Source organism: Rhizobium sp. CECT 9324 (assembly GCF_918741265.1).
GTDB lineage: Bacteria > Pseudomonadota > Alphaproteobacteria > Rhizobiales > Rhizobiaceae > Allorhizobium.
Genome location: NZ_CAKKMZ010000001.1, coordinates 1,497,928 through 1,523,035 on the forward strand (window position 1 = coordinate 1,497,928; position 25,108 = coordinate 1,523,035).

The following is a 25,108-nucleotide window of genomic DNA, read 5'->3' on the forward strand; positions in this document are numbered from 1 at the left end:
TCTCTCATCCAGATCCAGGCAGCAATTGGAGTTTTCATGAGCAAGTTAATGATCGTACTGTCGTTTTGCGTGGCGGTCTTTTCACTTTCGACAACGGCTCATGCAGGCAGTGCGCAGTTTCTGCTTGATGCACGCACCGGTGAGGTGCTGGCTTCAGAAAATCCGGATACCCTCAATCATCCCGCATCGCTGACCAAGATGATGACCATCTATATGGCGCTCGATGCGATCCGCGCCGGCAAGCTCTCCTGGGACAGCCCGGTCCCCTTCTCGAAATATGCAGCCGCCCGCCCGCCGACCAAGCTGCGCGTCAAGGCCGGAGACAAGATCACCGTCAAGGAAGCGGTCCTGTCGCTGATCATCGTTTCCGCCAATGATTCCGCTGCAGCGCTCGGTGAAAAACTCGGCGGTTCCGAAGAAGCCTTTGCCGCCATGATGACCCGCAAGGCCCGTGCACTCGGCATGCTGAACACCACCTTCTTTAATGCCTCCGGCCTGCCGCACGACCAGCAGTTCACCACGGCGCGCGATATGTCGACGCTCGGCATTGCGCTGATGCGCGACTTCCCGGAAGACTATAAGCTGTTTGCCACCAAGAGTTTCACTTTCCGCGGCCGTACGATCAATGGCCACAACAACCTGATGTATCGCTACAAGGGCATGGACGGCATCAAGACGGGCTATACCAATGCCTCCGGTTACAATCTCGTCAGCGCCGTCGAAGACGATGGCCGCCGCGTCATTGGCGTCGTCATGGGGGGGCGCTCCGCCGCCAGCCGCGACAAGGTCATGGAAAAGCTGATCACCGCCAATATCCGCAAGGCCTCGACGGGCAACAAGCTGCTGGTCAGCCGTTCGACCGGTGTTCAGATGGATATCGCCCGTCTGGACGGCGCCGTGCCTGTGCCGGCCCCGCGGGCATCGGCTGTCGCAGCCCTTGAGAGCATGGCTGGCACATCCGCAGCCGCGGCATCCACCGCGACCGCCTATGCTGCCGGCAGCCTGTCCGATGCAAGCCAGCCGCTGGCAGTCCCCGCGCCGCGCGCAACGGTTGGTGCCAATGAGGCGCCACGTCAGGCGTCGTCCCAGGCCCGGACACAGTCGATGACCGGCAAGGATCGCAAATGGCAGATCCAGATTGCCGCCGCGACCAGCGCCCAGGCCGCCATGGACATGCTGTCGGACGCCCGCTCCAAGATCGGCCAGCCGCTCCAGGGTCTCGACACCTATACCGAAATGGTCACCCGCAATGGCACGACCTTCTACCGCGCCCGCTTCACCGGCTTCGTCACCAAGGACGAAGCCCGCACCGCCTGCGACATGCTGGTGCAGAACCGCTACGACTGCGTGCTGATGCCCGCCCGCGGGTGAGGGTGATCAAGGGCGCTCTCGCAACGCGATCTGCAGGTCTTTTGCAAGTCGGTCGGGGATGTCCATCTGCACATGCAATAGACTCATGACGCCGAGGCGACCACTCGGAAGCTGTCTGAAGAATATGTAGTGCCGCTCAAGCGGCTGACATAGACGGTTTCCTGAATTCCGGCTTTCTCGGTCAATCGTCCCGGCACACGGCGCCATAAAGCTTTGTTGTCGCACAGCAGCGACAAGTGGTCATGAAGCTTGCGAATATAGCGTTCGGCCTGAAGTTCTCCCCATCGAAGCTTGGTGTCGCTGAAAATGGCATCCTGTTCCTTATCCGCAACGGAATAGAACAGATATCCTCCCATGTCAGGATCTGGAATTTCGACGGATAACGTCTTCAGCCGACACGGTGAGATAGCTTTCCTCAGTGGCTGAAGCAGCTGCACCGAGAGTGTCGGCTAGATAGGCGGCAGACAAGTCGTCGGCCTTCATCTCGCGTCGGATCAGGTCTTCGACATAGTCTTCGGGCTTGGCAAAGGGGCTGCTTTCGCCGGTTCGCGTCAAAAGATAAGCTTCGAGGGTCTTGTCGAGAGTGATACGCAGGCTTTTGCTGGACATGAGATCGCTCCGGAGACGCTTTGCTCAGAATTTATCCAATGAGAAGTGTCGCAGATTTTGCTTGTCGTGCAAACTGCATTTCGATTTTCATGCGTCGGCTTTGACCGCCAGCAACCCCATGCATTCCAGCAGGCTCTCCGCGACATGCGCGCACAGACCGAAGATCTCATCCGTCGGCGCGAGCAGGTCCGGCACCATCACCGCCATCATGCCGGCGGATGATGCCGAGCGGATGCCATTGTGCGAATCCTCCAGCGCCAGACAATCGGCAGCCGCGATGCCGAGCCTGTCCGCCGCCACCAGATAGGGATCCGGCGCCGGTTTCCCACGCCTGTAGTCGCCTTGCGCGACCACCGTGTCGAAGCGGCGGATCAGGTCGAAACCGGCCAGATGGTGCTCGACCTGGTGATGGGCCGAGGAGGTGGCGATGGCGCGCGGGAGAGCGAGCCGATCGAGCAGGTCCAGCAGTTCGACTACGCCGGGCTTCAGGCGCAGGTCCTGCTCCATCAGGCGATTGAAGTGCGAAAGCCAGATGTGGCGGAAACTCTCGGCATCGAAATCGGCCCCATAATGCGCGATCAGCAACTGCGCATTGCCGGACCAGGGTTGCCCCAGCATGCCGTCGTAAATCGAGGGGGTCATTGGCAGGCCGCGTTCCGCCCCGGCGGCCATCAACGAATTGCGATAGTGGATCTCACTGTCGATCAGCAGCCCGTCCATGTCGAAGATCACAGCTTTTGGCGGACGTGGCAGCATGATGTGCGCATCACTTTCGGACAGGCGGAGAGACGGGGACGGCGGTGCAGGGGCAAAGGCAAGATGCCGCCGAAGCTTGCGCTTCAACGGCACATGTTCAGGTCTTCGTCCCACCCACCGTGATCTGGTCCATCCTGAGATGTGGCTGGCCGACGCCGACCGGGACCCATTGGCCGGCCTTGCCGCAATTGCCGATGCCGGTATCGAGCTTGGTGTCGTTGCCGATCATCGAGATCCGCTTCATGGCGTCGGGGCCATTGCCGATCAGCATGGCGCCCTTGACCGGCGCGCCGATCTTCCCGTTTTCGATCAGATAGGCCTCGGTGCAGCCGAAGACGAACTTGCCCGAGGTGATGTCCACCTGGCCGCCGCCGAAGGAGACGGCATAGATGCCCTTCTTCACCGAAGCGATGATCTCGTCTGGGCTCTTGTCGCCGGACAGCATGAAGGTGTTGGTCATGCGCGGCATCGGCTGGTGCGCATAGCCCTGGCGGCGGCCGTTGCCGGTCGCCTTCATGCCCATCAGCCGGGCATTCTGCCGGTCCTGCATGTAGCCGACCAGGCGTCCGTCCTCGATCAGCACATTGTAGGCGGATGGCGTGCCCTCGTCGTCCACAGTGATCGAGCCGCGCCGGTCATTGATCGTGCCGTCGTCGACGACGGTGACGCCGGGAGCGGCAACCATCTCGCCCATCAGGCCAGCAAAGGCCGAGGTCTTCTTGCGGTTGAAGTCGCCTTCCAGTCCATGGCCGACCGCTTCATGCAGCATGACGCCCGGCCAGCCATTGCCAAGCACGATGTCCATCGTGCCGGCCGGCGCTTCCTGCGCCTCCAGATTGACCAGCGCCTGGCGCAGTGCCTCGTCGGCGCCGTGCTGCCAGCTTTCCGCGCTGAGGAATTCGTCAAACCCCATGCGGCCGCCGACGCCGAAGGAGCCGCTTTCCTGGCGGTCGCCCTGGCCGGTGATGACGGAAATGTTGATCCGGGTCATCGGCCTTATGTCGCGCACCCGGTGGCCGTCGGCGCGGAGAATCTCGACCACCTGCCAGCTAGCGGCGATCGAGGCGGTCACCTGGCGCACCTTGTTGTCCTTGTCGCGCAGATAGGCGTCGATCTCGGACAGCAGCTTGACCTTCTCCTCGAAGGTCGGCGAACCGATCGGATTGCCGTCGCCGTAAAGCTTGGCATTGGTCCTTTGCGGTGCCGCCGCATAGGAACCCGAATGCCCATGGGTGACGGCTCCGACCGCATCGGCGGCACGCGACAGGGCGGCAAGCGACAACTCGCCGGCATGCGCATAGCCCACCGCCTCGCCGGCGACCGCGCGCAGGCCAAAACCCTGGTCGGTATTGAACGAACCGCCCTTCAGCCGGCCATTGTCGAAGGTCAGCGATTCCGCCTGGGCGTGCTCTATGTACAGTTCACCATCATCGGCGCCGGCCAGGGCATCCGAGACGCGCTTCGTCAAGGTTGCCTCGTCGCAATCGAAGAGGGAGAGAAGGTCCTGGGTCATGCTGGTCTCCTTGGCCGTGGCCCCTGCATGTAGGCGCACATAAGAAAAGGGGCAAGCCTGCAGGGCCTGCCCGTCTCATTCCGGTCTTCACGAAAAGCGGAGCGACTGCGGGCAGGGCCTCGCACTTCATATATTATGGCAGCTTGTCATAGCCTTCGCCGAAGCCGGCGAGTTCGATCGGGATGCCGACGCGGTCCTGGTCGGCGGATTCGCGCAGCGCGAAAACGGCGGCCTTGCCGGCCCGCAGGATCTTCATCAGCTCTTCGTCGATCTCGACTTCGACATAACAGCCCTCGGAGAAGCAGCGGGTGAAATAGGCACGGCCGATATTATTGCCGTCGACGAACAGCTCCATGCCGTCCTTGAGCAGCACGCCGAGCGGCGCAAGGATGCGAAGGATGCGGGCCTTGCGGTCGGCGGTCTTCAGCACCACGACGGACAGGCCGACTTCCGGCCGGTCGTCGGCAATGACGTTCTGCATCAGTGCACATTGTTCGACCGTCGCGCCGGCCGGTTTGTCGCAGATCACCGACCACGCACCATGGTTGGAGCGGATCGTGCCGGGCGGTTGTTGTGGCTGTTGGCTCTGGGCCGGCATGGAAAGCGCGCCAAGGAAAAGGGCGCCTGCGGTCAAGCCGGACCAAAGAAGTCTTGGGAGACCCATGGATACCTCTGGAAAACGAATCATCCCGCACATTGTCGTCGTGGGGGTTGGGAAATGAAAGCCCCGCCGCTTGTTTTAAGGTTGAGTGCGGCATAATTGGGACCGCGTTTCGCCTTGCGGGAGCAAGATTGCCGCCTTGGCCAACCGCAACGGGCGAAAGCCATGCAATTGAGAGCATTGGCAATTGATGATGCGCAAAATGCCGCACGGGCTTTGCCTGAGGCGTATTGCGAATGCGGCCAATCTATGATTTGAAACGACGACACTAGCATGATTTTTGCGCTATGGTTTGATGTGGATCAAGCGCTTGTGGGAGACCTAACCGTGATGAAGAGAACCTATGCAGCATTGGCCGCGCTGGCCTGTCTGCTTTTCGCTTCTGTAAGCTTCGCCGACCAGCCCAGGCCCTGGCAGATGACGCTACAGGATGCGGCAACGCCAGTGATGTCGCAGATCAGATGGTTTGAGCAGTATACGCTCTGGTTCATCGTGCCGGTCACGATTTTCGTTCTGATCCTTCTCATCGTGGTGGGCGTCAAGTTTCGCGCCAAGGCCAACCCGGTTCCCTCGAAGACCAGCCACAACACGCTGATCGAGATTGTCTGGACGGTTGCGCCGGTACTCATTCTCTTCGCGATTGCCATTCCGTCCTTCAACCTGCTGACCTATCAGCTGAAGATGCCGGAAAATCCCGACCTGACGATCAAGGCGACCGCCACCCAGTGGCTGTGGAGCTATGAATATCAGGGCGAACAGGCCGTTTCCTTCGACAGCTATCTGCTCAAGGATACCGACCGCGCTGCTGCCGGCAAGGAAGACATGGCCCGTTATCCGCGTCTGCTCGCCGTCGACAACGAAGTGGTCGTTCCGATCGGCAAGACGGTGCGCATGCTGATCACCGCTGCTCCGACCGACGTCATCCACGCCTTTGCCATGCCGGCCTTCGGCATCAAGATCGATGCGATCCCCGGTCGTCTGAACGAGACCTGGTTCACAGCCGAGCGCGAAGGTCTCTACTACGGCCAGTGTTCGGAGCTGTGCGGCAAGGACCATGCGTTCATGCCGATCGCCATCCGCGTGGTCTCGGAAGACAAATATGCTGCCTGGGCTCAGGCGGCAACGAGCGACCTCGCTGGCGCAAACAAGGCGCTCATGGCAGCTGTCGACGGTGCTCCGGCTGCCGTCCAGACCGCCGCAAACGTTTCGAACTAACAAGGAGTGCGGACAATGGCTGGACCTGTTGCCCACGACGATCACGCCCATGGCGCGCATCATGACCATCACCACGATCACAAGCCGAGCTTCTTCGCTCGCTGGTTCCTGTCGACGAACCACAAGGACATCGGCACGCTCTATCTGATCTTCGCGATCATCGCCGGCATCATCGGCGGTGCGCTGTCGGTTGCCATGCGCATGGAGCTTCAGGAGCCTGGCATCCAGATCTTCCACGGTCTGGCATCCATGGTCTACGGCTTCGAGGGCGACGCTGCCATCGACGGCGGCAAGCACATGTTCAACGTCTTCACCACGGCGCATGCGCTCGTGATGATCTTCTTCATGGTGATGCCGGCCCTGATCGGCGGTTTTGCCAACTGGATGATCCCGATCATGATCGGCGCGCCGGACATGGCGTTCCCGCGTCTGAACAACATCTCCTTCTGGCTGATCGTGCCGGCTTTCCTGCTGCTGATCCTGTCGATGTTCGTCGAAGGTCCGGCAGGCGCCTATGGCGTCGGTGGTGGCTGGACGCTCTATCCGCCGCTCGCGACCTCGGGCCAGCCGGGACCTGCGGTTGACCTTGCGATCTTCGCGCTCCATGTTTCGGGTGCCTCGTCGATCCTCGGTGCGATCAACTTCATCACCACGATCCTCAACATGCGCGCTCCGGGCATGACGATCCACAAGATGCCGCTGTTTGCCTGGGCCGTTCTGGTCACCGCATTCCTGCTGCTTCTGTCGTTGCCCGTTCTTGCCGGCGGCATCACCATGCTCCTGACCGACCGCAACTTCGGCACGACCTTCTTCGCGCCGGAAGGCGGCGGCGACCCGATCCTCTACCAGCACCTTTTCTGGTTCTTCGGTCACCCGGAAGTCTACATCCTGATCCTGCCCGGTTTCGGCATCGTCAGCCACATCGTCTCGACCTTCTCCAAGAAGCCGGTCTTCGGTTATCTCGGCATGGCCTATGCCATGGTCGGCATCGGCGCTGTCGGCTTCGTCGTCTGGGCGCACCACATGTACACGGTCGGCCTGTCGCTGCAGGCACAGCGTTACTTCCTCTTCGCAACCATGGTCATCGCGGTGCCGACCGGCATCAAGATCTTCTCCTGGATCGCGACGATGTGGGGTGGCTCGCTGACCTTCCGCACTCCGATGGTCTGGGCGATCGGCTTCATCTTCCTGTTCACCGTCGGCGGCGTGACGGGCGTGCAGCTCGCCAATGCCGGCCTCGACCGTTCGCTGCATGACACCTATTACGTCGTGGCCCACTTCCACTACGTTCTGTCGCTCGGCGCCGTCTTCGCCATCTTCGCGGGCTGGTACTACTGGTTCCCCAAGATGTCCGGCTACATGTACAACGAGTTCGTCGGCAAGCTGCATTTCTGGGTCATGTTCATTGGCGTGAACATGGTATTCTTCCCGCAGCACTTCCTCGGTCTCGCCGGCATGCCGCGCCGTTACATCGACTATCCGGATGCCTTTGCCGGCTGGAATCTCGTGTCGTCGATCGGCTCCTACATCTCGGCCTTCGCGGTCCTGATCTTCCTCTACGGCGTCTTCGAAGCCTTCGCCAAGAAGCGCGTCGCCGGCGACAATCCGTGGGGTGAAGGTGCGACCACGCTGGAATGGCAGCTGTCGTCGCCGCCGCCGTTCCACCAGTGGGAACAGCTGCCGCGCATCAAGTAAGCGCCGGTTCAGCCGACAGACAGAAACCGGGCGCCGCGACCTTCAAGATCGCGGCGCCCGTCAAGACCTTGGAAGGCGAGTTTAAGATTATGACAGTCATCGACAATCGCGACGTATTCGGCATGGAAGGCGAAGTCCGCCTGTCCGAGGCCGGCCCGCGCGATTATTTCGAACTGCTGAAGCCGCGCGTCATGTCGCTTGTGGTTTTCACCGCCTTTGCCGGCCTGGTGCTCGCGCCGGGTTCGATCAATCCTTTTCTCGGCGCCATCGCGATCCTCTGCATCGCCGTCGGTGCCGGCGCCTCTGGCGCGCTTAACATGTGGTATGACGCCGATATCGACGCGGTCATGACCCGCACGGCAAACCGCCCGATTCCCGCTGGCCGCATCCATCCGACCGAGGCTCTGGCCTTCGGCCTCGTGCTTTCGGTGTTCTCGGTCGTCATTCTCGGTCTCGCAGTCAATTGGTTCTCGGCCGGGATCCTGGCATTCACCATCTTCTTCTACGCCGTCGTCTACACGATGTGGCTGAAGCGCTCGACACCGCAGAACATCGTCATCGGTGGCGCCGCCGGCGCTTTCCCGCCCATGGTCGGCTGGGCCTGTGTCACCGGTGGCGTGTCGCTCGACAGCGTCGTTCTGTTCATGATCATCTTCCTGTGGACGCCGGCCCATTTCTGGGCGCTGGCGCTGTTCAAGATGAAGGACTATGGCGCCGTCGGTGTGCCGATGATGCCGAATGTTGCCGGCGTCCCCTCGACCAAGCGCCAGATCGCCGCCTATGCGGTGCTGACAGCCGTGACCGGCGTCATCCCGACCGTGACCGGGCTTGCCTCGATCGGCTACGGCCTGTTTGCCGGCGGTCTCGGCATCGTCTTCGTCCTCTGTTCCATCGCCGTCTGGCGCATGCCTGACGGCGACGAAAAGATGGTGCCGGCCAAGAAGCTCTTCGCCTATTCGATCTTTTATCTCTTCGCGATCTTTTCGGCCCTTCTGGTCGACCATTACATCGCGCCGTTTGCCCAGTTCTTCGGAGGTGCCGCCTGATGGAAACCGTCAAGCTGAACGAAAGCCAGAAGAAATCGCGTCGCGGCCGCAATGTTGCGCTCGGCGTGCTGCTGGCAGCGCTTGTTGTGATCTTTTACGTCGTCACGATCGTCAAGATCGGCAGCGTCGGGCATTAGGGAACAGCGGACGTGAGCGAATTCATCCAGAAAGACAAGACCGCCAAGCGCCGCGACCTCGGGGTTGCGACGGCCTGTTTCGTCTTCGTCGGCGCGATGGTCGGCGCAGCCTATGCCGCGGTGCCGCTCTATCAACTGTTTTGTCAGGTGACCGGTTACGGCGGCACGACCAAGCGTGTCGAGCAGGCCTCCGATGTCGTGCTTGACCGTACCATTGATGTCACCTTCGATGCCAATGTCTCGAACGGTCTCAACTGGGATTTCCGCCCGGTCGACAAGGAGATCAGCCCGCGTATCGGTGAGACTGTCGAAATTCGTTATGTCGCGACGAATCATTCGTCGCGTCCGGTCACCGGCGAGGCGATCTTCAACGTCACGCCGGGCGAAGCCGGCGCCTACTTCAACAAGGTCCAGTGCTTCTGCTTCACCGAGACCACGTTGCAGCCGGGCGAAACCATGGAAATGCCGGTCGTGTTTTTTGTCGATCCCGCGATTGTTGACGCGGAAGAGACGAAAGGCCTCGGCACGATTACCCTGTCCTACACCTTCTATCCGCGCGAGGATCAGAAGCCGGTGGCCGCTCTGTCGGCCGGGGAAGAGGTTGGACAGCCGAAACTGTGAGAGAGGGGTCCGGTTCGCCGGGTCTCGTTATGAAATTGACATTCGGGGATTGCTGAGATGGCCGAAGCGCACACCAAGAACCACGACTACCACATCATCGATCCGAGCCCCTGGCCGCTTTTGGCATCGATCGGTGCATTCATCATCACCTTTGGCGGCGTAGCCTATATGCGCTTCCTGTCGGGTGGCTCGTTCAAGCTGTTCGGCCTGGAAATGGCGAGCCCGTGGCTGTTCTTCATCGGCCTGGCGATCATCCTGTTCACCATGTTCGCCTGGTGGGCCGACACGATCAAGGAAGCCCATGCCGGTCATCATACCCGCGTGGTGTCGCTGCATCTGCGCTATGGCATGATCATGTTCATCGCGTCGGAAGTGATGTTCTTCGTCGCCTGGTTCTGGGCCTTCTTCGACGCCAGCCTCTTCCCGCACGAAGCGATCCAGGCAAGCCGCGTCGAGTTCACCGGTGGTCAGTGGCCGCCTGTTGGCATCGAGGTTGTCGATCCGTGGCATCTGCCGCTCTACAACACCATCATCCTGCTGCTGTCCGGCACTTGTGTCACCTGGGCGCACCACGCCATGCTGCACAACGACCGCAAGGGCCTGATCTCCGGCCTGACCCTGACGGTTCTGCTCGGTGTCCTGTTCTCCTTCGTTCAGGCTTACGAGTACATGCACTCGCCATTCGACTTCAAGAATTCGATCTATGGCGCGACCTTCTTCATGGCGACTGGTTTCCACGGCTTCCACGTTCTGGTCGGCACGATCTTTCTGATCGTCTGCCTGTTCCGGGCGCTCGCCGGTCACTTTACCCCGCAGCAGCATTTCGGCTTCGAAGCCGCTGCCTGGTACTGGCATTTCGTCGACGTCGTCTGGCTGTTCCTCTTCTTCGCCATCTATATCTGGGGCGATTGGGGCGCACCGCTGGCGCATTGAGCGCCGCGCGTCGAAAACCGGATCAAGGGCGGCCCGTGTGCCGCCCTTTTTCTTGCCGAATTTTCTTGGTGCCTGCGACCATCGGGCCAATAGAGTGCAGCGGCGCATTGGTCTAATGCTTGGCAAAAGCCAAATGCACGCCCTATGGGAGAAAACCATGACCGAAGATACAGCCCAGTTTCCGCCCGTCGATCCGGTCAAGGCGGCATTGTCCGCCTCCTGCCCACGCTGCGGCAATGGCCGCCTGTTCGATGGCCTGACCAAGCCGAAGACCCAGTGTTCGAGCTGTGGTCTCGACTATTCCTTTATCGATGCCGGCGATGGTCCGGCGATCTTTGTCATCCTGCTCGTCGACTTCCTCGTCGTCGGTCTCGCTGTCTGGGTGGAGATCAACTACCAGCCGTCGATCTGGCTGCATCTGCTGGTCTTTGCGCCGCTCGCCGTCGCCCTCTCGCTGTGGCTGATGCGCACCCTGAAGGCCTGGCTGATTGCCATGCAGTACAAGCACAATGCCTCCGAAGGGGCGATCGACCGTGGCTGATCAGCCGACAGAACCTGTCGAGCCGCCGGCACCGGCGCGCCGCTGGCGCTTCTGGACCGGTCTCGTGCTGGTGCCCGTGGCGCTGGCGATCCTGGTGTCGCTCGGCACCTGGCAGGTCCAGCGTCTCTATTGGAAGGAAGCCCTGATCGCCTCGATCGAGCAGCGCCGCCATGCGCAGCCGCTGGATGCAGTCGGGATCGAGGCAATGCTGGCCGCGGGCGACGATGTCGACTATCGGGCCGCCACCGCGGAGGGCCGCTTCCTGCATGACAAGGAGCGCCATTTCCTCGCCACCTTCCAGGGCCAGTCGGGCTTTTACCTCTATACGCCGCTGCAACTGGCCGACGGGCGTTATCTCTTCGTCAATCGCGGCTTCGTGCCCTACGACCGCAAAGAGGCATCCACCCGTCCGCAAAGCCTCATCGAAGGGCCTGTGAAGGTGACCGGTCTTGCCCGCGCGCGTCTGGGCGAAAAGCCGTCCTCCATGGTTCCCGACAATGACGAAGGCCGCAACATCTTCTTCTGGAAGGACCTGACCCGCATGGCAGCGACCACGAACCTGCCGGATGGCAAGGTGCTGCCATTTTTCCTCGACGCCGATGCGACCCCCGTGCCGGGCGGTCTGCCCATGGGCGGCGTGACCCAGATCGACCTGCCCAACAGCCATCTGCAATATGCCGTCACCTGGTATGGCCTTGCCGTCGCCCTGCTCGCCGTGTCGATCACCGGCCTGTTCGGTCGAAGGAAGCGGTCGGGCGCGTCCCACTCGTGACAAGCGTCAAATTCCGCTAGAACAGACGCCAGGCCGGATTCGCGCTGGCGCATGGGGGACACTGACACAATGGGATTTCTGGCTTCGACACTGGTAGCGCTCGTCGCGCTCGAGCATATCTACATCCTGATCCTCGAAATGTTTCTCTGGACCACGCCCTATGGCCGCAAGGCCTTCGGCATGAAGCCCGAGCAAGCCGAGGCGACCAAGGTTCTCGCCGCCAATCAGGGGCTCTACAATGGCTTCCTCGCCATCGGCCTGATCTGGGGCCTGCTGCATCCGGATCTCTCCGTCGGTTATCAGCTCCAGCTGTTTTTCCTTGGCTGTGTGCTGGTCGCTGGCCTATATGGGGGGATGACGGCGTCGCGCAAGATCCTTTTCGTCCAGGCCTTGCCCGCCACCCTCGCCATCCTTGCTGTCCTGATCGCTGGCTGAACTGAATGAACATGCATATCGACCGACCACCTCTGACGATCAGGCTTTGCGGCCCGCGCGGCTTCTGCGCCGGCGTCGACCGTGCCATCCAGATCGTCGTGCTTGCCCTCAAGCGTTATGGGGCGCCGGTCTATGTGCGCCACGAGATCGTCCACAATCGCTACGTTGTCGAAGGCCTGGAAGCCAAGGGCGCGATCTTTGTCGAGGAACTGGACGAGATCCCCGCCGAGCATCGCCAGCAGCCGGTTGTCTTTTCGGCCCATGGCGTGCCGAAATCGGTGCCGGAGGATGCCCAGAGCCGCAACCTCTTCTATCTCGATGCCACATGCCCGCTGGTCTCCAAGGTCCACAAGCAGGCTATGCGCCACGAGCGCCTCGGCCGCCATGTCATCCTGATCGGTCATGCCGGTCATCCCGAAGTGGTCGGCACCATGGGGCAATTGCCACCGGGAACCGTGTCGCTGGTCGAGACCATCGAGGATGCCGAGGCTTACCAGCCGCTCGACCCTGACAATCTCGGCTTCGTCACCCAGACCACGCTGTCCGTCGATGACACCGCCGGCGTCATTGCCAAGCTGCACGAACGTTTCCCCAATCTGACCGCGCCGTCTGCCGACAGCATCTGCTATGCGACGACCAACCGCCAGGAAGCGGTGAAGCAGGCGGCACCCGGCTGCGACCTGTTCATCGTCGTCGGTGCCCCCAACTCGTCCAATTCCAAGCGGCTTGTCGAAGTGGCGCTGAGGGCAGGGGCAACCCGCTCCCTGCTCGTCCAGCGCGCCGCCGAAATCGACTGGGATTATGTCGGCACGATTGGCACACTCGGCATTTCCGCCGGAGCCTCGGCCCCGGAAGTCATCGTCGACGAGATCATCGAAGCCTTCCGCACCCGCTTTGACGCCAAGGTCGAACTGGCGATCACCACGGAAGAAAACGAACACTTCCTCGTCAATCGCGAGCTGCGCGAGGTCGAACTGACCCGCGACGACATGGCCTGGGTCAACGGCTGAGGCACGACAAGTGAAGTTCGCGTCGACAGCCGGTTTTTGCTGGCGAAATGCTTTTGCTCGCGCCTGATGGCCAAACTTGCGCATTTTTGGTTATTCGCTATCGTGGGATGGCAACGGAGACATCAGAATGAATGTATCTTTGGGAGAGCGTTGGGAGAAGTTTGTCGAGGCGACCGTGCAGACCGGTCGTTACGGCTCCGCGAGCGAAGTCGTGCGCGAAGGCTTGCGACTGGTTGAAGAGCGCGAAGTCAAACTGACGGCTCTGCGGGAAATGTTGACCGCCTCGATCGAGCACGGTGGCATCGTAGGCGAGGATGAGCTCGATACGGCGCTGGCAGCAGAGGCGGACAGGCTGTCCCGTCAAGGCCTTTGACGCGGCGCCTGATCTTTCTCGAAAGCGCGAAAAATGACCTTGTTGGAATACTGCGCTACATCGCCAGTGAAAGCAGATCCATATCGGTCGCTCAGCAGTTTGTCGGCATCTTGCGGCAAAAATGTCGGCATCTGGCGGATCTGCCCGGCCGTGTCGGACGGCCTCGTCCAGAGTTGCGGCCGGATATTTGCAGCTTCGCCTTCCGCGGGTATGTGATCTTTCTCCGTTATACCAGCGAGACCTTGGAGATCGTCAATATTCTTGAAGGCCACAGGGATGTCGCCAGTCAATTCGATGACCTTCCGCAAGACAAAGGTGACAACTGAGCGACGACCTCCTTGCCTTCCGCCCCGCCCATCATGTAGATTTGTCCCTGCGCTTTAAAGAAAGGAGGGATCCCGTGCACAATCGTTATTTCCGGTTCAACCGGCAACGTGGTCCCGTCCAGGCCCTGCAAATGCGTTTGCAGGGCTGATCAGAGACTGTTTCTCAGCGACACCTTCTCCTGGTCTGCCCTTCGTGGCCCGCAGCGCCAAGCCATTCCGGCTTGCGCTCTGCAGTGAATTTCCGACCGCAGCGACATCCATTCGACAAGGCGAAAGGCCTGTCCGGGCCGTCGCGCGGCAAGACCAGAGAACCATCATGTCCCTGATCAATATCCGCAACCTCGGCATCACCCTGTCGAGCCCGCTGTTTTCCAATCTCAACCTCGTCGTCAATGCCGGTGATCGCATCGGCCTTGCCGCCGCCAATGGCCGTGGCAAGTCGACGCTCTTTCGCTGCATCGCCGGCACGCTCGATGCGAGCGAGGGCGAGATCACCAAGGCGCGTGGCCTGACCATCGGCTATGTCGAGCAGAATGTGCCGCCGCACCTTCTCGATCTGACTTTCTACTACGCTGTGCTGGATGCGCTTTCACCCGAACAGGCCGAAAGCGAGAGCTGGCGCGTCGACGTGGTACTCGGTGAACTCGACGTACCGATGGAATTCCACCAACGGCCGCTGAAGGCGCTGAGTGGCGGCTGGCAGCGCATGGCGCTGATTGCCCGCGTCTGTGTCACCGAGCCGGATGTGCTTCTGATGGACGAGCCCACCAACCACCTCGACCTCGGCAAGATCGCCGCCCTCGAGGCGTGGCTGAATGCCCTGCCGCGCGACGTGCCGGTGATCCTGGCCAGCCACGACCGCGCCTTTCTCGATGCCGTCACCAACCGCACCGTCTTTCTCAGGGCTGAGCAGTCGCAGGTCTTCGCGCTTTCTTATTCGCGGGCGCGTCTGACGCTGGAGGAGGCGGATGCGGCCGATGCACGTCGCTACGAGCGCGACATGAAAACGGCCGATCAGCTACGCAAGCAGGCCGCCAAACTCAACAATATAGGCATCAATTCCGGCAGCGACCTGCTGGTGGTGAAAACCAAGCAGTTGCGCGAGCGCGCCGAAAGGCTTGAGGATGCGGCAAAGCCCGCTCATCTCGAACGTTCGGCCGGAGCCATCAGGCTTGCCAATCGCGGCACCCATGCCAAGGTTCTGGTGACGCTCGACGATGCGGACGTGCGCACCCCCGATGGCACGGTACTGTTTCGCACCGGCAAGCAGTTCATCTGCCAGGGCGACAGGATTGTCCTGCTCGGCGCCAATGGCGTCGGCAAGACCCGCCTGATCGCCATGCTGCGCCAGGCGATCGACAAGCCCGACATCACGCAGGACGGAATCAAGGCGACGCCGTCGCTGGTCTTGGGCTACGGCGACCAGGCGCTTGCCGATCTGCGTGACACCGACACGCCGATGCAGGCGATCATCCATCGCTTCGATATCGGCGACCAGCGGGCACGGGCTCTCCTGGCTGGTGCCGGCATGAGCATCGACATGCAGGCGCGCCCGATCGGCCGCCTGTCCGGCGGCCAGAAGGCGCGGCTCGGCATGCTGGTTCTGAGGCTCACGGAACCGAATTTCTACCTGCTCGACGAACCGACCAACCATCTCGACATCGAGGGGCAGGAAGCGCTTGAAAGCGAACTGATGAAGCACCAGGCAAGCTGCCTGCTAGTCTCGCACGACCGCAGTTTCGTCCGCGCCATCGGCAACCGCTTCTGGCAGATCGACCGAAAGCGCCTAGTTGAGGTCGAGGGGCCGGAGGAGTTCTTTGCCGCAGCGGCACTGGCAAGGTAGTCGTCGATATCGCCAGGGGGCTGCGCCGCGGCAGACCCCTGGTACATGGCTCAAGCGAGACCGGCACCCGGCATATGTGTGCGAGGCGCAGTCGCGGTTCTCTCTTCCCCCATTTCCTGTGCCGGATGTCGCTTGAGGACTGGCACTTGCCGGTCGCGCGCGCTATGCGTTCAGCTTCAATTCAAGCAGCACGGGAAAATCGCTGTGGCAGTCTATACCGACATTTCCGAAGGCGATCTCAAGGCCTTTCTCGAGCAATATGATGCGGGCGAGCTGACCTCCTACAAGGGCATTGCCGAAGGCGTGGAAAACACCAATTTCCTGCTGCACACGACCAAAGATCCGTTGATCCTGACCCTCTATGAAAAGCGCGTCGAGAAGAACGATCTGCCCTTTTTCCTCGGCCTGATGCACCATCTGTCCGAGCGTGGCCTGTCCTGCCCGCTGCCGCTGCCGCGCAAGGATGGCGCGCTTCTCGGCGAGCTGTCCGGCCGTCCGGCGGCGCTGATCTCCTTCCTTGAAGGCATGTGGCTGAGAAAACCCGAGGCGCAGCATTGCCGCGAGGTCGGCAAGGCGCTGGCGCAGATGCATATCGCCGGCGAGGGCTTCGAGATTGCGCGTCCGAATGCGCTCTCGCTCGACGGATGGCAGACGCTCTGGGCGAGGTCGAAGGATCGCGCCGATGAGGTCGAGGCAGGACTGGAAGACGAGATCGGCGCGGAGCTTGCCTATCTTGCCGCCCATTGGCCGAAGGACCTGCCGTCAGGCGTCATTCATGCCGATCTCTTTCCCGACAATGTCTTCTTCCTCGGTGACACTCTCTCGGGCCTGATCGACTTCTATTTCGCTTGCAACGACTACCTCGTCTACGACCTGTCGATCTGCCTGAATGCCTGGTGCTTCGAGAAGGATGGCGCCTTCAACATCACCAAGGGCAAGGCGATGATCGAGGGTTACCTGTCGGTGCGCCCGCTGTCGAATGACGAGATCCTGGCCCTGCCGATTCTCGCGCGCGGTTCCGCCCTGCGATTTTTCCTCACCCGTCTCTACGACTGGCTGACGACGCCGGAGGGCGCGCTGGTGGTGAAGAAGGATCCGCTGGAATATCTGAAGAAACTGCGCTTCCACCGGGCGGTGGAAAGCGCCGCCGAATATGGGCTGCTGTCATGAAACATGTCGAGATCTATACCGATGGCGCCTGCTCGGGAAATCCCGGCCCCGGCGGCTGGGGCGCGGTCCTGCGCTACGGCGAGGTCGAAAAGGAACTGTTCGGCGGCGAAGCCGATACCACCAACAACCGCATGGAGCTGATGGCGGCGATCTCGGCGCTGAACGCCCTGAAGACGCCCTGCGAGATCGATCTGCACACCGACAGCAAATATGTCATGGACGGCATTTCGAAATGGATCTTCGGCTGGAAGAAGAACGGTTGGAAGACCGCCGACAAGAAGCCGGTCAAGAATGGCGAACTCTGGCAGCAGCTTGATGCCGCCAACCAGGCCCACAAGGTCAAGTGGCACTGGGTCAAGGGCCATGCCGGCCATCCGGAAAACGAACGCGCCGATGAACTGGCCCGCCGCGGCATGGAGCCGTTCAAGGCCTCGACATTCGGCAAGTCGCTGCTGGTGAAGTGAGGCCCTGCCTCCAAAGCCTGTCTTCTGTCGACGACGAAAATGCGGTCACGCGGTGACCTTGCCCTTTCCCCCATTCTCCCTATGCTCCGACAAAACACGTCAAGGGAGATATCGATGATCCAGCACTGCGTATTTTTGCGCTTCAAGGCCGCTGTCCAGGAACCCGAGAAAAAGGCGATCTATGCAGCGATCGCCGAGCTGAAGGATGTCGTGCCGGGCATGCTGGATGTGAAGGCCGGGCCGAACACATCGCCGGAAGGCCTGAGCAGCGGCTACAATGACGGCTTCATCGTCACCTTCGAGGATGCGATGGTGCGTGATTATTACCTGAAACACCCCGCCCATGTCGCGGTCGGCGAGCGCATCGTGCATGCAACCGACGGCGGCCTCGCCGGCATCCTGGTATTCGATCTCGAAACCTGATCCTGCTTGAAAAAACGAAGGCCCGGCTTCACGAGAAGCCGGGCCTTCGCATCAGAATCGATTGACGATCAGAGCTGTTCGATCATCGTCGCAGCCGAAGAAACGGTTGCCTGGCCAGGATTTTCCTCGACATTCAGGCTCTTGAGCACGCCATCCTCGACCAGCATCGAATAGCGCTTGGAGCGCACGCCGAGCGCGCCGGCAGACAGGTCGGCATCAAGGCCGAGCGCCTTGGTGAACGAGGCATCCCAGTCGGCGAGGAAGTGGATCTTGCCAAGCCCGCCGGTATGCTGCGCCCAGGCGCCCATCACATGCCAGTCATTGACGGCGATCACGGCGATATCATCGACGCCGCGGGCAAGGATCTGGTCGCGGTTTTCCAGATAGCCGGGCAGGTGGTTGAGCGTGCAGGTCGGCGTGAAAGCACCCGGAACGGCAAAGACAACGACCTTCTTGCCGGCAAACAGCTGTTCGGTGGTGGTTTCCACCGGGCCGTCGGCCGTCTTTTCCTTGAACGTCGCCGTGGGCAGCTTTTCGCCAATCGCAATCGTCATGTAAGTCTCCTCGCTTTAGGGTTTGCCCAGCGGCACAGGGGTGCTGTGGACGTCGCTGGCGAATATAGAAGCGGGTCAATCAAAGGCAAGTGCGGTTTCCATCGCCCGCCCACCGGCCAGCACCAGGATGCCCCAGCGTTTGCCGCTCATCGTGTAGGTTTTCGGCAGCTTGCCGATCGGCACGGACACCTGAACCTTGCCGTCTTCCAGAATTTCCGCCTTGCCATCGAGAAACACGTGGCCGCTCGGGCCGCTGACGAAGACTTGCGGGCCGGTCGTTCCGGCCGGCAATCGCAGCGTCAGGTCGAGCTGCTTGAGATCGGCGCGCATCGCATAATGGGTTACGGCGAAATCGTCGGAAGGGACTTCCGGCAAACTCTGTTTGGCGGTCGCGATTAGCTGGGCCTCATCCGTTGCAACAGCATCGTCATGGCTGAGTGCGACGCTCAGATCGGCCTGAAACGGGATGCAGATATTCTTGCAGACGCCGACGAAGGCGTTGACAGTCAGCGTATCGGTGTCTGCACCGAGACCCGCAATCATAAGCGGCAAAGTCACTGCATGATCGTAGCCGACATCGCGCATGCCGCTGTTGTCGAGCACCTTGGGCACCGGAAAGCCGATGCTTTCGATCACCGCCGTGCTGCCCGGTGCAAGCGTCAGCGCCGGCGGAATGCCGACATCGCCGGGTTCCTTCCAATAGGTGATCCAGCCGGGGTTTGGCTCGATCACCAGGGCACCCTCGCGCCGACCGTCCGGATCGGCGGGCAGAAGAACGAGGCGCATGCGTCCACCCTCATTGACGGCCCAGTCGCTGCTCGCCGCGTGAGCATGGCCCAAAGCAAGCGCAAGGGTTGCAAACCCAAGCATGAGCCCAAAGATGAGCCCAAGTGTGCGCCGGTGAAGCGCAAGGTTCGAGCTGTGGCGGATCGTGTTCATCATGGCCATCGGCTCTAGAGGATCGCTCGGCGGGCTGCCAGTCACGGTTATGAAATTGTCATCATTTTCGGTTGATCGCAAAGCCCTTCTGCCCCATCTTGATGGAGAGGGCCTTTTAAACCACGCATCCGGTCCATTGCCCATGGGCAAGTTGAGGGAGGCAGGCATGGCTTTGTCGTCGATCAAAGGTGAACGGGAACGCGGCTTTCTGGATGGCCAGTTCCTGATTGCGATGCCCGGAATGCCTGATGGTAATTTCGCCCGCTCGGTCGTCTATATCTGCGCCCATTCGCCGGCCGGTGCCATGGGTTTCATCATCAATCGCGCCCAGGCGGTGACATTCGCCGACATCCTGCTGCATCTGGAACTGATCGATCGCAACGATGCGATCATGCTGCCAGACCATGCGCGCCATTTCCCCATCCAGTGCGGCGGCCCGGTCGAACAAGGCCGTGGTTTCGTGCTGCATTCCGACGATTATCTCTCCGACAGCAGCATCCCTGTCAGCGATGATATCTCGCTCACCGCCACGCTCGATATCGTCCGCGCGATCTCCGACGGTCGTGGCCCGGTCCGCGCCACCATGCTGCTCGGTTATGCCGGCTGGGGTGCCGGTCAGCTCGAACTCGAGATCGCCAACAACGGCTGGCTCAATTGTCCCGCCAGCGAAGAGCTGATCTTCGACCGCTCGCTCGACAACAAATACGAGCGCGCTTTGTCCCTGATGGGCATCAACCCGGCCATGCTGTCGATGGATGCGGGCCACGCGTGAAGATCAGAATGCTCAGCGTGACAATGGCTGTTCTTGCAATGCCAGCGGTCGCATTTTCTGAGAATGCGGATAGAGTGCAGACCTTCGGCGACGCGGAAGCGGGATATGTCGTTGCGCTTCTGGAAAAGAAGCAATGTGACGCGGCATGGGACATTCTGTGGAAACATGCCTTGGGCGGTTCGTCAGATGCGGCTGCGATGATCATCGATGAAGCCGCTTTCGGACGTATTTTACCGCCTTTCGCTCCATTGACGGGGCCTGAGGGGGAAATGGATCCTCGATGGGTGAAGTACCTGGGATTTTTGACCGATCTTGCTTTCTCCGTGCGTATCGAAATCTCTTCGGCCGACGAAGTCTACACAAAGGCGTCGATGGACATGAAGCGTCAATTTCTCAAAGAGGCCTGGAGCAAGTCTGACTTTGAACGTTATGAAAATGCGGGATGCTTGGACACGCAGCACGTAGCCTCATGTACCGATCCGGGTGCCTGGCCTAGTATGGCCCGCAGTCTTTCCTACTGGAACGAACAGCTGAACCAACACAGGGCGCCGAGAGCGATGGCGGAGTGCAAAGACGCATGGCATTCATGGCTGGATCAACAGACATTGGATTCGGCGCCACTTCGTTGAAGTGATGAAGCTCACCGATCAATCAGGGGCTTCGCTTGCATGCCGTGGGTAGTTCAGTCAGTGTCGTGCGCTTCGGCTGATGGTGCCGACACTGTGAGAAAGTTATATGCCCTCGATCGATATCCTGCTTGCCTTCATGCTGACCACCGCGGTCTTCGCCTTCATCCCGGGGCCTGCCATGCTGTATGTCGCCGCCCGCACGCTGGCGGCCGATCGGCGCGCCGGGCTTATGGCCACCTTGGGTATCCATATCGGTTGTTATGTGCATGTGATCGCAGCCGCGGCCGGCCTGTCGATCCTGTTTCATCTGGTGCCGACGCTGTATCTCGCGGTCAAGCTCGCCGGTGCAGCCTACCTGATCTTTCTCGGCATCCGCATGTTCCGCGCCAGCCGTCAGGCAGCCGGCAACACCGTGCCCGCATTCGAGAAGAAATCGGCCGCGCAGGCCTTTGCCGAAAGTATCCTGGTCGAGGTCTTGAACCCGAAGACGGCGATCTTCTTCCTCGCCTTCCTGCCGCAATTTGTCGACGCGGGTGCAAGCTTCCCCGTCTGGCTGCAGTTCCTCATCCTCGGAACGGTGGTCAACCTGATGTTCTCGTTCGCCGACGTGATCTGCGTCCTCGCCGCCGGTCTCGTGACCAAGCGGCTGGCGCGGATTTCCTCGCTGCAGCGCAATCTGCAAAGGGCAGGTGGCGCCGTGCTGGTCGGCCTTGGCCTGCACGTCGCCTTCCAGCGCAGCTGATCCTCGAAGGACGAGAAAGCGGCTAAGCCCGCTTCATCAGCGGAAAGCGTTCCTTCAACAGCCGCAGCACCGATTCCGAACCGAGCGGCGGCCCGAACAGGAAGCTCTGCCCGAAATCGCAGCCCATCTTGGCAAGTTCTGCGGCATCCTGGTCGGTCTCGATGCCTTCTGCCACCACCTGCATCTCCAGCCCGCGCGCCATGGCAACGACGGATTTGAGCAGGATCGAGCGTTTCTCAGATTGGTCGCAGACCAGTGCCTTGTCGAGCTTGATCGTGTCGAAGGGGAAGCGGGTCAGGTAGGCAAGCGAGGAATAGCCGGTGCCGAAGTCGTCGAGTGCCAGGCTGATGCCGGTTTCCTTCAGCTTTTCCAGCATCAGGCGCGCCTGTTCCGGGTTTTCCATCACGACGGATTCGGTGAGTTCCAGCTTGATCCGCTTCGGATCGCATTGGGTCTTGGCGAGCATTGCCCGCACGTCGTTGTAGATTTCGCTCGAGATCAGCTGCGCCGAGGACAGGTTGACCGACAGGAAGATCGGCAATTCACCGGTCTGCCTCTCCCAGTCCATCAGGTCTGTCGTCGAGCGCTCCAAGGCAAACATGCCGAGCGGTTCGATCAGGTCCGACATTTCCGCGATCGGGATGAATTCCGACGGCGGAATGCTGCCGCGCTTGGGATGATCCCAACGCATCAGCGCTTCGAAACCAGCGATCTCGCCATTGGCCAGCTTGACGATCGGCTGATAGGCCATCGTCAGCTCCTTGCGCTCGATGGCCCGGCGCAGATCGGTTTCGAGCTGCAGCCGGTCGGTGCTGACACTGCGGAAAGCTGGGCGGAACGGCTCGACCTTGTTGCCGCCACCACGCTTGGCCCGGTACATCGCGAGCTCCGCATCCGACAGAAGGCTGGCCGCACTTTCCTGCTGGTCGACCCAGGAGACGAGGCCGATCGAGGCGGTCAGCACGATTTCGCGATTGGCGAAATTGAGCGGCACCATGATCGCCTTGGAGACCGCGTCGGCAAAATCGGCGACCTTGGCCGGATCGCGTTCGGAGACCAGGATCAGGCCGAATTCGTCGCCGGAGAGCCGCGCCAGCGTGTCCTGCGGCTTCAACAGGCGGCGCAGGCGGCGGGTGATGGCAATCAGGATATTGTCGCCGGCGGCAATGCCGAGGCTGTCATTGACCTGCTTGTAGCGGTCGATGTCGATAGCCAGAACCGTCGGCCGCACCGTTTCCGATGTACCCGCCAGCGACAGCACGCTCTGCAACCGGTCGAGGAAGACCTCGCGGTTGGGAAGCCCCGTCAGGTTGTCATGCATCGCATCGGTCAGCAGCCGGTCGATCGAGTTCTTCTGCTCGGTCACGTCGATGATCGTGCCGACGCAGCGGATCACTTCGCCGTTCGAGCCGAGCACCGGCCGGGCGCGGATCTTCAGCCAGTGGAAATGGCCGTCTTCGGCGCGGATGCGGAATTCGTGGCTGAGGCGTCCCTTGCGGTGTTCGAGCAGCACGTCGAGCGTCGCGCGGAAACGATCGCGGTCGTCGGGATGCAGCCGCGGCAGCCAGTTGCGCGCCGGTCCATGCATCGTGCCGGGAGACAGGCCGAGGCGCACCGAGACATCAGGGCTGGTGACGACGCGGTCGCGCGCCACGTCCCAGTCCCAGACGGTATCGCCGGATCCCGTCAGCGCCAAGGATTGGCGTTCGAGATCGGAGAACAAACCCTGCTGATAGGCGCCACCGGCAAAGGCATGCTGCATGACCGTGAAGCCGATCAGAAGCACGATCAGAACCAGGCCGCCGCCGAGCGCCGGCTGGATGATGTCGTTGTCGAGTCGGCCCGTCACCGTCAGCCAGCCGCCGAACAACCAGACCATGATCAACGCCCAGGTCGGCACCAGCAGGATCGCCCGGTCATAGCGGTTGATGCCGAGATAGATGATCAGCCCGATCCCGGCGGTCGCGGTCAGCGCGAAGGAAAGACGCGCGATGCCGGATGCGATCGACGGATCGTAGATCGCCACCCCGAACAGAAGAGCAAGGCCGAGGATCCAGGCAAACGTCGCGTAGCCGAGATGCACATGCCAGCGATTGAGATTGAGATAGGTGAACAGAAAGATGACGAGCGATGAGGCAAGCGCCACTTCCGCGCTCGCGCGCCATATTCGCGTGTCGCCGGAGGTGATGCTGATCAGCTTTTCGAGGAAGCCGAAGTCGACGCATATGTAAGCGAGCACCGCCCATGCGAGTGCCGCTGCTGCCGGCAGCATCGACGTTCCCTTGACCACGAACAGGATGGTCAGGAACACCGCAAGCAGGCCGGCGATGCCGAGCACGATGCCGCGATAGAGCGTGAAGGCGTTGACCGTATCCTTGTAGGCGTCCGGTTCCCACAGATAGATCTGCGGCAGGTTCGGTGTCGCCAGCTCGGCCACGAAGGTGATCACGGCACCCGGGTTGAGCGTGATGCGAAAGACGTCGGCATCGGGGCTTGCCACGCGGTCGAGCGCAAAGCCTTCCGACGGCGTGATCGCCATGATGCGCTGCGAGCCGAGATCCGGCCAGAACATCCGCGATCCGGCCAGCCGGAAATGCGGCGCGACGATGACGCGCTCCAGCTGTTCCTCCGAGACATTGGCAAGCGCAAACACGGCCCAGTCGCCCTGGTGCTCGGGGGTGCTGGAGCGGACCTCGATGCGCCGTCGGATGCCGTCGGTGCCGGCGGCGGTCGAAACCTGGAAGGCCTCGCCCTGGTTGGTGTAGATTTCCGTTGTGGCGGTCAGGTCGAGCGCAGTGTCGTCACGGGCGATCTTCACCGGCTCGACGGCATGGGCCAGGGGTGCAAAGAGCGATGCAAACAGGGATGCAAGCAACAGAGTGACGAGGAACGGCAATTGCGAACGGCCGGCCTTCGGGGTGTTATTCCAGAAACGCGTCATGAAGCTGCTTTGCCGTTCCGTGTCTTCTGGTCTCTTATTTTGGAAAACAGCATGTGATCGCGCCACTGTCCGTTGATTTTCAGATATTCGCGCAAGAGACCTTCTCGCTCAAATCCCGATTTTTCGAGTAGCCGTATGCTGCTGACATTGTCCGGAATACAGGCTGCTTCAATTCGGTGCAACTCAAGAGGCCCGAAGATGTACGGAATAGCCAATTGAAGTGCGGCAAACATATGGCCTTTTCCCGCATGACGCTCGCCCATCCAGTATCCGATCATGCAGCCTTGCGCGGCCCCCCGACGGATGAGGCCGATCGTCAGTCCGCCGATCAAGGTCTCGTCATCGCGTGAAAACAGCAGGAACGGCACCGCCAGCCCGGAGTGAAATTCCTGTTCGTTGCGGATCACTCGCTGCCGGAAAGACCGTTCGGTCAGCTCGTCCGAGCGCCAGCTCGGTTCCCATGGCTGCAGGAAGGCGCGGCTGTCGCGGCGCAGTTCATGCCACTGGTCGAAGTCGCGGTAGCGGGGCAGGCGCAGCAGATGCCGTTCGCTGGTCAGCTCCGGTGGCTCCGGCTGCCGGGACAGAAACCGAAAGACCGAGCGCGTCATTTGCCGTCC

General features: G+C 61.1%; 29 protein-coding genes. 20 read left to right on the plus strand and 9 right to left on the minus strand.

Going from position 1 to position 25,108, the window contains the following annotated elements:
• Positions 1 to 36 precede the first annotated feature (36 nt).
• Positions 37 to 1,371, plus strand: coding sequence for a D-alanyl-D-alanine carboxypeptidase family protein (locus LQ231_RS07315; protein ID WP_230170842.1), 1,335 nt, complete (start codon positions 37 to 39; stop codon positions 1,369 to 1,371).
• Between the two features lie 83 nt (positions 1,372 to 1,454).
• On the opposite strand, the gene LQ231_RS07320 is transcribed toward LQ231_RS07315, so the two are convergent.
• From LQ231_RS07320 to LQ231_RS07340, 5 genes are all read right to left on the minus strand, one after another.
• Positions 1,455 to 1,727 carry a type II toxin-antitoxin system RelE/ParE family toxin gene (locus tag LQ231_RS07320; RefSeq protein WP_230170843.1) on the minus strand — a complete coding sequence of 91 codons (273 nt, stop codon included), beginning with the start codon at positions 1,725 to 1,727 and terminating at the stop codon, positions 1,455 to 1,457.
• A gap of 1 nt (position 1,728) precedes the next feature.
• Positions 1,729 to 1,980 (minus strand): hypothetical protein, encoded by a 252-nt coding sequence (locus LQ231_RS07325; protein ID WP_230170844.1) that lies wholly within the window; start codon positions 1,978 to 1,980, stop codon positions 1,729 to 1,731.
• Positions 1,981 to 2,067: 87 nt separating this feature from the next.
• Positions 2,068 to 2,736: an HAD family phosphatase gene (locus LQ231_RS07330; protein ID WP_230170845.1), complete on the minus strand. Its 669-nt coding sequence runs from the start codon at positions 2,734 to 2,736 to the stop codon at positions 2,068 to 2,070.
• Between the two features lie 97 nt (positions 2,737 to 2,833).
• Positions 2,834 to 4,249, minus strand: coding sequence for a metalloprotease TldD (gene tldD / locus LQ231_RS07335; protein ID WP_230170846.1), 1,416 nt, complete (start codon positions 4,247 to 4,249; stop codon positions 2,834 to 2,836).
• 133 nt (positions 4,250 to 4,382) lie between these two features.
• Entirely contained in the window at positions 4,383 to 4,913 is a 531-nt protein-coding gene (locus tag LQ231_RS07340; RefSeq protein ID WP_113140546.1) for an invasion associated locus B family protein, read from the minus strand.
• Between the two features lie 327 nt (positions 4,914 to 5,240).
• On the opposite strand from LQ231_RS07340, the gene coxB reads away from it, so the two are divergent.
• The 16 genes from coxB to LQ231_RS07420 all read left to right on the plus strand — a co-directional run bounded on the left by coxB (position 5,241) and on the right by LQ231_RS07420 (position 17,914).
• The gene (coxB, locus tag LQ231_RS07345; protein WP_230173270.1) at positions 5,241 to 6,125 is read left to right on the plus strand and encodes a cytochrome c oxidase subunit II; all 885 of its coding nucleotides are present in this window, start codon (positions 5,241 to 5,243) and stop codon (positions 6,123 to 6,125) included.
• Between the two features lie 15 nt (positions 6,126 to 6,140).
• The gene (gene ctaD, locus LQ231_RS07350; RefSeq protein WP_113140548.1) at positions 6,141 to 7,820 is read left to right on the plus strand and encodes a cytochrome c oxidase subunit I; all 1,680 of its coding nucleotides are present in this window, start codon (positions 6,141 to 6,143) and stop codon (positions 7,818 to 7,820) included.
• An 89-nt stretch (positions 7,821 to 7,909) separates the two neighbouring features.
• Positions 7,910 to 8,866: a heme o synthase gene (locus LQ231_RS07355; protein WP_230170847.1), complete on the plus strand. Its 957-nt coding sequence runs from the start codon at positions 7,910 to 7,912 to the stop codon at positions 8,864 to 8,866.
• Positions 8,866 to 9,003 (plus strand): hypothetical protein, encoded by a 138-nt coding sequence (locus tag LQ231_RS07360; RefSeq protein WP_230170848.1) that lies wholly within the window; start codon positions 8,866 to 8,868, stop codon positions 9,001 to 9,003. The genes LQ231_RS07355 and LQ231_RS07360 overlap by 1 nt, the downstream gene beginning before the upstream one ends.
• A gap of 12 nt (positions 9,004 to 9,015) precedes the next feature.
• Positions 9,016 to 9,624, plus strand: a complete 609-nt coding sequence (locus LQ231_RS07365; protein ID WP_230170849.1) for a cytochrome c oxidase assembly protein — start codon at positions 9,016 to 9,018, stop codon at positions 9,622 to 9,624.
• 57 nt (positions 9,625 to 9,681) lie between these two features.
• A complete protein-coding gene (locus LQ231_RS07370; protein WP_230170850.1) occupies positions 9,682 to 10,557 on the plus strand; it encodes a cytochrome c oxidase subunit 3 in 876 nt (291 codons plus the stop codon).
• 157 nt (positions 10,558 to 10,714) lie between these two features.
• On the plus strand, positions 10,715 to 11,098 hold the full coding sequence (locus LQ231_RS07375) for a DUF983 domain-containing protein (RefSeq protein ID WP_113140552.1): 384 nt from the start codon (positions 10,715 to 10,717) through the stop codon (positions 11,096 to 11,098).
• Positions 11,067 to 11,870: an SURF1 family protein gene (locus tag LQ231_RS07380; protein WP_230170851.1), complete on the plus strand. Its 804-nt coding sequence runs from the start codon at positions 11,067 to 11,069 to the stop codon at positions 11,868 to 11,870. Before LQ231_RS07375 ends, LQ231_RS07380 begins: the two co-directional genes overlap by 32 nt.
• A 69-nt stretch (positions 11,871 to 11,939) precedes the next feature.
• Positions 11,940 to 12,305, plus strand: a complete 366-nt coding sequence (locus tag LQ231_RS07385; RefSeq protein ID WP_230170852.1) for a DUF1304 domain-containing protein — start codon at positions 11,940 to 11,942, stop codon at positions 12,303 to 12,305.
• A gap of 5 nt (positions 12,306 to 12,310) precedes the next feature.
• Positions 12,311 to 13,315, plus strand: a complete 1,005-nt coding sequence (gene ispH, locus LQ231_RS07390; RefSeq protein ID WP_230170853.1) for a 4-hydroxy-3-methylbut-2-enyl diphosphate reductase — start codon at positions 12,311 to 12,313, stop codon at positions 13,313 to 13,315.
• Between the two features lie 127 nt (positions 13,316 to 13,442).
• Positions 13,443 to 13,688: a type II toxin-antitoxin system ParD family antitoxin gene (locus LQ231_RS07395; protein WP_230170854.1), complete on the plus strand. Its 246-nt coding sequence runs from the start codon at positions 13,443 to 13,445 to the stop codon at positions 13,686 to 13,688.
• Positions 13,685 to 14,014 (plus strand): type II toxin-antitoxin system RelE/ParE family toxin, encoded by a 330-nt coding sequence (locus LQ231_RS07400; RefSeq protein WP_230170855.1) that lies wholly within the window; start codon positions 13,685 to 13,687, stop codon positions 14,012 to 14,014. Before LQ231_RS07395 ends, LQ231_RS07400 begins: the two co-directional genes overlap by 4 nt.
• A 316-nt stretch (positions 14,015 to 14,330) precedes the next feature.
• Positions 14,331 to 15,857: an ABC-F family ATP-binding cassette domain-containing protein gene (locus LQ231_RS07405; protein WP_230170856.1), complete on the plus strand. Its 1,527-nt coding sequence runs from the start codon at positions 14,331 to 14,333 to the stop codon at positions 15,855 to 15,857.
• Between the two features lie 204 nt (positions 15,858 to 16,061).
• Entirely contained in the window at positions 16,062 to 17,027 is a 966-nt protein-coding gene (locus LQ231_RS07410; protein WP_230170857.1) for a homoserine kinase, read from the plus strand.
• Positions 17,024 to 17,491, plus strand: coding sequence for a ribonuclease HI (rnhA, locus tag LQ231_RS07415; protein WP_230170858.1), 468 nt, complete (start codon positions 17,024 to 17,026; stop codon positions 17,489 to 17,491). The genes LQ231_RS07410 and rnhA overlap by 4 nt, the downstream gene beginning before the upstream one ends.
• A 114-nt stretch (positions 17,492 to 17,605) precedes the next feature.
• Positions 17,606 to 17,914, plus strand: a complete 309-nt coding sequence (locus tag LQ231_RS07420) for a Dabb family protein (RefSeq protein WP_113140559.1) — start codon at positions 17,606 to 17,608, stop codon at positions 17,912 to 17,914.
• A 68-nt stretch (positions 17,915 to 17,982) separates the two neighbouring features.
• Here LQ231_RS07420 and LQ231_RS07425 read toward each other — a convergent pair whose 3' ends face one another.
• Both LQ231_RS07425 and LQ231_RS07430 read right to left on the minus strand, forming a co-directional pair.
• Entirely contained in the window at positions 17,983 to 18,468 is a 486-nt protein-coding gene (locus LQ231_RS07425) for a peroxiredoxin (RefSeq protein ID WP_113140560.1), read from the minus strand.
• A 75-nt stretch (positions 18,469 to 18,543) separates the two neighbouring features.
• Positions 18,544 to 19,254, minus strand: coding sequence for a protein-disulfide reductase DsbD domain-containing protein (locus LQ231_RS07430; protein ID WP_230170859.1), 711 nt, complete (start codon positions 19,252 to 19,254; stop codon positions 18,544 to 18,546).
• A 319-nt stretch (positions 19,255 to 19,573) separates the two neighbouring features.
• Between LQ231_RS07430 and LQ231_RS07435 the strand changes: the two genes are divergently transcribed.
• The 3 genes from LQ231_RS07435 to LQ231_RS07445 all read left to right on the plus strand — a co-directional run bounded on the left by LQ231_RS07435 (position 19,574) and on the right by LQ231_RS07445 (position 21,550).
• The gene (locus tag LQ231_RS07435) at positions 19,574 to 20,179 is read left to right on the plus strand and encodes a YqgE/AlgH family protein (RefSeq protein WP_113140741.1); all 606 of its coding nucleotides are present in this window, start codon (positions 19,574 to 19,576) and stop codon (positions 20,177 to 20,179) included.
• Positions 20,180 to 20,187: 8 nt separating this feature from the next.
• Complete coding sequence (locus tag LQ231_RS07440) at positions 20,188 to 20,808, plus strand: hypothetical protein (protein ID WP_113140561.1); 621 nt, start codon at positions 20,188 to 20,190, stop codon at positions 20,806 to 20,808.
• A 106-nt stretch (positions 20,809 to 20,914) separates the two neighbouring features.
• Positions 20,915 to 21,550, plus strand: coding sequence for a LysE family translocator (locus tag LQ231_RS07445; RefSeq protein WP_230170860.1), 636 nt, complete (start codon positions 20,915 to 20,917; stop codon positions 21,548 to 21,550).
• A gap of 22 nt (positions 21,551 to 21,572) precedes the next feature.
• Here the strand turns inward: LQ231_RS07445 and LQ231_RS07450 are convergent, their stop codons facing one another.
• Both LQ231_RS07450 and LQ231_RS07455 read right to left on the minus strand, forming a co-directional pair.
• Positions 21,573 to 24,491 carry an EAL domain-containing protein gene (locus tag LQ231_RS07450; RefSeq protein ID WP_230170861.1) on the minus strand — a complete coding sequence of 973 codons (2,919 nt, stop codon included), beginning with the start codon at positions 24,489 to 24,491 and terminating at the stop codon, positions 21,573 to 21,575.
• On the minus strand, positions 24,488 to 25,099 hold the full coding sequence (locus tag LQ231_RS07455; RefSeq protein WP_230170862.1) for a GNAT family protein: 612 nt from the start codon (positions 25,097 to 25,099) through the stop codon (positions 24,488 to 24,490). Before LQ231_RS07455 ends, LQ231_RS07450 begins: the two co-directional genes overlap by 4 nt.
• Positions 25,100 to 25,108 lie beyond the last annotated feature (9 nt).

Excerpts from the sequence above, each read along its gene's own strand:
- LQ231_RS07315 (WP_230170842.1), top strand. The coding sequence starts at position 37 with ATGAGCAAGTTAATGATCGTACTGTCGTTTTGCGTGGCGGTCTTTTCA.
- LQ231_RS07320 (WP_230170843.1), bottom strand. The coding sequence starts at position 1,727 with ATGGGAGGATATCTGTTCTATTCCGTTGCGGATAAGGAACAGGATGCC.
- LQ231_RS07325 (WP_230170844.1), bottom strand. The coding sequence starts at position 1,980 with ATGTCCAGCAAAAGCCTGCGTATCACTCTCGACAAGACCCTCGAAGCT.
- LQ231_RS07330 (WP_230170845.1), bottom strand. The coding sequence starts at position 2,736 with ATGCTGCCACGTCCGCCAAAAGCTGTGATCTTCGACATGGACGGGCTG.
- tldD (WP_230170846.1), bottom strand. The coding sequence starts at position 4,249 with ATGACCCAGGACCTTCTCTCCCTCTTCGATTGCGACGAGGCAACCTTG.
- LQ231_RS07340 (WP_113140546.1), bottom strand. The coding sequence starts at position 4,913 with ATGGGTCTCCCAAGACTTCTTTGGTCCGGCTTGACCGCAGGCGCCCTT.
- coxB (WP_230173270.1), top strand. The coding sequence starts at position 5,241 with ATGAAGAGAACCTATGCAGCATTGGCCGCGCTGGCCTGTCTGCTTTTC.
- ctaD (WP_113140548.1), top strand. The coding sequence starts at position 6,141 with ATGGCTGGACCTGTTGCCCACGACGATCACGCCCATGGCGCGCATCAT.
- LQ231_RS07355 (WP_230170847.1), top strand. The coding sequence starts at position 7,910 with ATGACAGTCATCGACAATCGCGACGTATTCGGCATGGAAGGCGAAGTC.
- LQ231_RS07360 (WP_230170848.1), top strand. The coding sequence starts at position 8,866 with ATGGAAACCGTCAAGCTGAACGAAAGCCAGAAGAAATCGCGTCGCGGC.
- LQ231_RS07370 (WP_230170850.1), top strand. The coding sequence starts at position 9,682 with ATGGCCGAAGCGCACACCAAGAACCACGACTACCACATCATCGATCCG.
- LQ231_RS07375 (WP_113140552.1), top strand. The coding sequence starts at position 10,715 with ATGACCGAAGATACAGCCCAGTTTCCGCCCGTCGATCCGGTCAAGGCG.
- LQ231_RS07380 (WP_230170851.1), top strand. The coding sequence starts at position 11,067 with ATGCCTCCGAAGGGGCGATCGACCGTGGCTGATCAGCCGACAGAACCT.
- LQ231_RS07385 (WP_230170852.1), top strand. The coding sequence starts at position 11,940 with ATGGGATTTCTGGCTTCGACACTGGTAGCGCTCGTCGCGCTCGAGCAT.
- ispH (WP_230170853.1), top strand. The coding sequence starts at position 12,311 with ATGAACATGCATATCGACCGACCACCTCTGACGATCAGGCTTTGCGGC.
- LQ231_RS07395 (WP_230170854.1), top strand. The coding sequence starts at position 13,443 with ATGAATGTATCTTTGGGAGAGCGTTGGGAGAAGTTTGTCGAGGCGACC.
- LQ231_RS07405 (WP_230170856.1), top strand. The coding sequence starts at position 14,331 with ATGTCCCTGATCAATATCCGCAACCTCGGCATCACCCTGTCGAGCCCG.
- rnhA (WP_230170858.1), top strand. The coding sequence starts at position 17,024 with ATGAAACATGTCGAGATCTATACCGATGGCGCCTGCTCGGGAAATCCC.
- LQ231_RS07420 (WP_113140559.1), top strand. The coding sequence starts at position 17,606 with ATGATCCAGCACTGCGTATTTTTGCGCTTCAAGGCCGCTGTCCAGGAA.
- LQ231_RS07425 (WP_113140560.1), bottom strand. The coding sequence starts at position 18,468 with ATGACGATTGCGATTGGCGAAAAGCTGCCCACGGCGACGTTCAAGGAA.
- LQ231_RS07430 (WP_230170859.1), bottom strand. The coding sequence starts at position 19,254 with ATGCGCCTCGTTCTTCTGCCCGCCGATCCGGACGGTCGGCGCGAGGGT.
- LQ231_RS07435 (WP_113140741.1), top strand. The coding sequence starts at position 19,574 with ATGGCTTTGTCGTCGATCAAAGGTGAACGGGAACGCGGCTTTCTGGAT.
- LQ231_RS07440 (WP_113140561.1), top strand. The coding sequence starts at position 20,188 with ATGCTCAGCGTGACAATGGCTGTTCTTGCAATGCCAGCGGTCGCATTT.
- LQ231_RS07445 (WP_230170860.1), top strand. The coding sequence starts at position 20,915 with ATGCCCTCGATCGATATCCTGCTTGCCTTCATGCTGACCACCGCGGTC.
- LQ231_RS07450 (WP_230170861.1), bottom strand. The coding sequence starts at position 24,491 with ATGACGCGTTTCTGGAATAACACCCCGAAGGCCGGCCGTTCGCAATTG.
- LQ231_RS07455 (WP_230170862.1), bottom strand. The coding sequence starts at position 25,099 with ATGACGCGCTCGGTCTTTCGGTTTCTGTCCCGGCAGCCGGAGCCACCG.